The following is a 4,596-nucleotide window of genomic DNA, read 5'->3' as shown; positions in this document are numbered from 1 at the left end:
TGCGTCTCGTGGTTGATGCGCTCGTACAGGCGGCCGAACCCCTGGTCTTCGTAGTTGCGGGAATGGATGAAGTACTGGTCGCGGGCGGCGAGCTCGCCGCGCAGCAGGTCCTTCAGGTAGTCGATGACTTGGGGGTTGCCCTGCATGGTGTGTGATTCTTCGAAGACAAAAACGCCGCGAGTATCCGCCTCGGCTTCGCTTTGGCGAAACGGGTGAAGCCAAAGCCCCCCACGCCGCGTTCTGCATGCGGATGCGGCAGCCGATCAGACGCATTCGCAACGGCGCGTCACCGCCTCGCCATGGGGCGGCGGGCACAATGCGCGCCATGCTGATGTACCCCCATATCGACCCGGTCGCGCTTCAGATCGGCCCCCTTGCCGTGCACTGGTACGGCCTGACCTACCTGGCGGCGTTCGGCCTCTTCTACTTCCTCGGCACGCTGCGTCTGCGGCACGAGCCCTTCGCCTCGATGACCGGCAGCGCGGCCTGGACGCGCAAGGACGTGGAGGACATCCTCTTCTTCGGCGTGCTGGGCGTGATCGTGGGTGGTCGCCTGGGCTACTGCCTGTTCTACAAGCCGGGCTACTACCTGTCGAATCCGCTGGAGATCTTCATGGTCTGGCGTGGCGGCATGAGCTTTCATGGCGGGCTGATCGGCGTGATCGCCGCCATGGCCTGGTTTGCGCGGGCGCGCGGACGGCGCTTCTGGCAGCTGATGGACTTCGTGGCGCCCTGCGTGCCGACGGGCCTGGCCGCCGGCCGCGTGGGCAACTTCATCAACGGCGAGCTGTGGGGCCGTTTCGCGTCGCCGGAGCTGCCCTGGGGCATGGTGTTTCCGCAGAGCGGCTCGATGCTGCCGCGGCATCCGTCGCAGGTCTACCAGTTCCTGCTCGAAGGGCTGCTGCTGTTCGTGATCCTGTGGCTGTACGCGCGCAAGCCGCGGCTGGAGCGCCGGGTGTCGGCCGTCTTCCTCATGGGCTATGGCGTGATGCGCTTCGTGGCCGAGTATTTCCGCGAGCCGGACGACTTCCTGGGTCTGCTGGCGCTCAACATGAGCATGGGCCAGTGGCTGTGCGTGCCGATGATCCTGGCCGGCATCGTGCTCTACGCCACCGCGCCCAAGCAGCCGCGCACCGTGGCCACTTGATCCGGATCAGGCCGCGCGCAGCAGCGGCGCCCGCGTCGTCCACAGCAGCCAGGCCGCCAGCCCCAGCATCGGCAGCATCGCGGCGTTGATCGCGCTCCAGCCGATGCCCGACTGCAGCACGCCCGAGGCGAAGGACATCGCCGCCGCAGTGCCGCCGTTGGCGAACTCCATCAGCGACTGCGCGCCGGCCCGTTCGGCCGGCGCATGCGCCTCGGTCAGCAGTGTGGTGCCGGCGACGATCATCAGGCTCCAGCCGATGCCCAGCAGCAGCGAACTGGCCACGAACTGCGCCAGCGCCACGCCCGAGAGCGCGAGCGCCGCGCTGGCCACCAGCACGGCGATGCCCACGGCCGCCACCCGGCGGCTGCCATGCCGGTCCACCAGGCCGCCGGCGAAGAAGGCGGGCAGGAACATGCCCAGCACATGCCACTGGATCACTCGCGCCGACGATTCGACCGAGAAGCCGCAATCCGCCATGGCCAGCGGCGTGGCGTTCATGACCAGGATCATCAGCCCGTGGCCGACACCGGTCATGACGATGGCGGCGCGTAGCGCGGGCCGTGACAGCAGCGTGCGCCAGCGGGTGGTGGGCGCCTGCCCGGCCGCGCGGATGGCCGGTGCGCTTTCGGGCAGCCGGGTCAGCAGCAGGGCGGCGACGGCGGCCAGGCCGGCGATGGCCAGGTAGGCGCCGGCGAAGGGCGTGATCAGCCACTGCCGCGCGGCGAGCGCCAGCGAGGGCGCGAACAGCGCCGCGCACACGCCGCCGGCCAGCACGCAGGCGGCGGCACGGCCGCGCCATTCGGCCTCGACGCTCTCCAGCGCCACATAGCGGTAATAGGCCGACGAGGCCTGGTACACGCCCACGCCCGCAATGCCCAGGCCGAAGAACGCGAAGCTGTCCGCCACGATGGCCCCGCAGGCCATGAGGCCGCCTGCCACGCCGACCAGCGCCCCGGCCACCAGCACCCGCCGCCGGCCGTGCCGCTGCATGGCCGCTGCCAGCGGTCGCACCGCGACCAGGTTGCCTGCCACGAGCAGCGCCAGCGGCAGCGTCGCCAGCCAGGGCAGTGGCGCCAGCCTGGCGCCGACCAGCGCGGTCAGGGCGATGCCGATGATGGAGCAGGACCAGTACAGGGCCTGGCCGAGGAAGAGCAGGCGCAGGCTGGCGTGGGTGCGAAGCAGGGCGAACATGGTGGGCGTACCGCGGGCAGGATTGAAATGGAGCGGGGCGGGCAACCGTCAGGAGGCGTGCGTGGGTCAGGCGCCGGACTGCGCCGGATCGATGACGCCGCTGCCGAAGCGCTCCGCCCAGGCCTGCGGTCCCACGCCATAGTGCTTGTGGAAGCTGCGCCGCAGGTTCTCCGGATGGCCGAAGCCGCACAGCCGGGCGACGGTGGCCACCGAGGCCTGCCCTTGCGCCATCAGGGCGCTGGCGGTCTCCACGCGCAGTCGTTCGATGTACCGGGCGGGCGAGGTGCCCAGCTCCTTCTGGAAGGCGCGGGTGAGCGTGCGCGGCGGCAGGCAGGCCTGGGCGGCAAGCCTCTCCAGCGACAGGTCGCCGCCGATCTGGCCCGGCAGCCAGTCCAGCAGCGCAGCCAGCCGCGGCGTGCGGCGCGGCTCGGGCGCAAGCAGGGCGCTGAACTGCGCCTGTCCGCCCGGTCGGCGCAGGAACATCACCAGTTGCCGCGCCACCGCCAGCGCCATCGGCCGACCCAGGTCGGCCTCCACCAGCGCGAGGGCGAGGTCGATGCCTGCGGTGACGCCGGCCGAGGTGAAGACATGGCCGTCTTCGGCGCTGCCGGGGTCGAAGGTGTGCAGGCAGTCGGGCTCGACCCGCACGGCCGGATGCCGCTCGCGCAGCTGCTGCAGCCGCGACCAGTGCGAGGTGACGCGCCGGCCGTCGAGCAGCCCGGCCTCGGCCAGCAGCAGCGCGCCGGAGCACACGGAACCGAGGCGCCGCACCACAGGCTCTGCGCGCCGCAACAAGTCCAGCAGCGCCCTGTTGTCTCGCTGGGCGATCACGCCGTCGCCGCCGGGGACGAGCAGGGTGTCGACGCCGTCGAGCGCCGATGCGGACCAGGCCTCATCCGGCACCACGCGAATGCCTGCCGAGGTCGTGACCGGCGCGGGCGTCTCGGCGAGCAGCTGCAGCCGGTAGGGCGCCGGCCGGCGGTGGCCGTGCTGCGCCACGTCGTTGGCCGTGGCAAAGACCTGCATCGGGCCGGTGACGTCCAGGCTCATGCAGTCGGCGTAGAGCAGGCAGGCGATGGTGCGGGGCTGGGCGGCGGCGGGCATGGCGGCAGTGTGGGCCGTGACGCGAATGGCCACAAGGACAATCGGCCCACGGATCTGGCCACTTGGCGCAACAGGCGCGTGCGATCTTCAATCGGTGCCGGTCGGCCAGGCCAGCGCCAGCGTGCTTCGGAACTGCCTTGGCTGCCCCGTCACTGGATCATCGAAGGCGATACCGCGCGCCAGCAGCCGCAGCGGGTTCTGCCAGTCGTCCGCCCCCTCCGGCCTCAGCACCGGATAAATGCCGTCGCCCACGATCGGCACGCCCAGCGCCTGGCAATGCGCCCTCAGCTGGTGCTTGCGGCCGGTGTGCGGTGCCAGGTCGAGCAGCGCGACATCGCCACGCACCTCGCGCACGGCGATGGCCGTATCCGAATTGGGGTCGCCGGGCACCGTCTCGCTGCGCATGAAAACGTCTGCCAGCCGGCTGCGGTACACCGCCGGCAGCGGCGCGGGCGGCGGCCAGTGCACGAGGGCTTCGTACTGCTTGCGCACGGCCCGTTCGGCAAAGAGGCGCTGGTAGGCGCCGCGCGTGGCCGCCTGCACGCTGAAGACGACCAGTCCGGCGGTCTCGCGGTCGATGCGGTGGATGGGGACGAGGGTGTCGAGCCCCAGGCGTCGCTTGAGGCGCACCAGCAGCGTCTCGCGCACATGGCGGCCGCTGGGCATCACGGGCAGGAAGTGCGGCTTGTCCGCCACCACCAGCTGCTCGTCCTGGAACAGCACCGTCTCCTTGAAAGGGACGGGCGCCTCGTCGGCCCACTCCCGGTAGTACCAGACGCGCAGGTCCTTGCGGTAGGCCGTCTGCGCGTCGAGCCGGCTGCCGTCGCCCGCCATCACGCGGCCGGCGGCCATGCGCGCCTGCCAGTCGCCACGCGACACCATCGGAAAGCGCTCGGTCAGGAAGTCCAGCACCGTCGCCCATTCGCCGGGCGGCAGGGCCACGCAGCTCGGGCCCAGGCCGCCGTCCACGGGCAGCGGGCGGGGCTGGGCGGCTCGGCGGGCGCTGCCGGAGCTGCGGGCGGGGCGGTCGGACATGGGCAGCGATTGTCGTGATGGGCGGGTGCGCCCCTTGGACGGCGTTGTGAGTCCTGGACGCCTTCGGCAGGCCCGTGCCTGGAAGGGGCGGGGTGCTGGCAGCCGGCACATCCACGGTG

The 4,596-nt window shown here is 71.5% G+C and carries 4 protein-coding genes and 1 pseudogene; 1 reads left to right on the top strand and 4 read right to left on the bottom strand.

The window, feature by feature from the left end:
* Positions 1-146: pseudogene (locus tag QZ772_RS15340) on the bottom strand (bacterioferritin); the annotation flags it as partial.
* 179 nt (positions 147-325) lie between these two features.
* On the opposite strand from QZ772_RS15340, the gene lgt reads away from it, so the two are divergent.
* Positions 326-1,147 carry a prolipoprotein diacylglyceryl transferase gene (lgt, locus tag QZ772_RS15335; protein WP_295527932.1) on the top strand — a complete coding sequence of 274 codons (822 nt, stop codon included), beginning with the start codon at positions 326-328 and terminating at the stop codon, positions 1,145-1,147.
* Positions 1,148-1,153: 6 nt separating this feature from the next.
* Here the strand turns inward: lgt and QZ772_RS15330 are convergent, their stop codons facing one another.
* The 3 genes from QZ772_RS15330 to QZ772_RS15320 form a co-directional block, all read right to left on the bottom strand.
* Positions 1,154-2,338 (bottom strand): MFS transporter, encoded by a 1,185-nt coding sequence (locus tag QZ772_RS15330; RefSeq protein ID WP_295527930.1) that lies wholly within the window; start codon positions 2,336-2,338, stop codon positions 1,154-1,156.
* Between the two features lie 66 nt (positions 2,339-2,404).
* The gene (locus QZ772_RS15325; protein ID WP_295527928.1) at positions 2,405-3,442 is read right to left on the bottom strand and encodes a GlxA family transcriptional regulator; all 1,038 of its coding nucleotides are present in this window, start codon (positions 3,440-3,442) and stop codon (positions 2,405-2,407) included.
* Between the two features lie 87 nt (positions 3,443-3,529).
* Entirely contained in the window at positions 3,530-4,477 is a 948-nt protein-coding gene (locus tag QZ772_RS15320; protein ID WP_295527926.1) for a pseudouridine synthase, read from the bottom strand.
* Between the last annotated feature and the right edge of the window lie 119 nt (positions 4,478-4,596).

The organism is uncultured Pseudacidovorax sp. (assembly GCF_913773995.1).
In the GTDB taxonomy this organism is placed as follows: domain Bacteria; phylum Pseudomonadota; class Gammaproteobacteria; order Burkholderiales; family Burkholderiaceae_C; genus Xenophilus.
This window is presented reverse-complemented; position numbering and strand designations above follow the sequence as displayed.